Raw genomic sequence first — 502 nt, forward strand, 5'->3', positions numbered from 1 at the left:
ATCTGCAGGCCGAGCCTGCGATCCTCGCTGATGCGGGGGTCGTACTTGGGGCCGACGAACGTGCGGGTGCCTTCGATCGACAGGCCGAAGACGGCCTTCCGCTCCTCTTCGTCCGCTCGGGACCACGCCAGCCGGGAGAGCTTCACGATCGACATCGGCCGCTCCCGCTCGGCGTCGATCATCGCCCCGAGGATCCGCTTGTAGGCGTAGGTCCGGAAGTTGGCCCCGTGGACGTCGGGTTCGAAGTTGCGGGCCGCGTCCATCAGCCCCATCACGGCGTCCTGCTTGCGGTCCTCGAGCGGGATCAGCGAGCCGACTCGGAACTCGGCCATCTGCTCCGCGTAGGCGACGTGCTCCTCGACGAGTCGCCGCTGGCCCTCGGTCAGCTGCTTCGACTCGGCGGCCTCTGCATCCTCGGCCCGAATCGTCTCGACCCGCCGCATCAGGCTCTCGCGGTCGACCAGGCGCATCGGCCCGCCGCGGCCGGTCGTCCATCGCCCCC

Annotated in this window: 1 protein-coding gene; it reads right to left on the reverse strand. The window is 69.7% G+C overall.

The features are described from left to right. On the reverse strand, positions 1-502 hold a 502-nt coding region (locus G6O68_RS32090), incomplete at both ends, for a sigma factor (protein WP_206108304.1).

Source organism: Paludisphaera soli (assembly GCF_011064595.1).
In the GTDB taxonomy this organism is placed as follows: domain Bacteria; phylum Planctomycetota; class Planctomycetia; order Isosphaerales; family Isosphaeraceae; genus Paludisphaera; species Paludisphaera soli.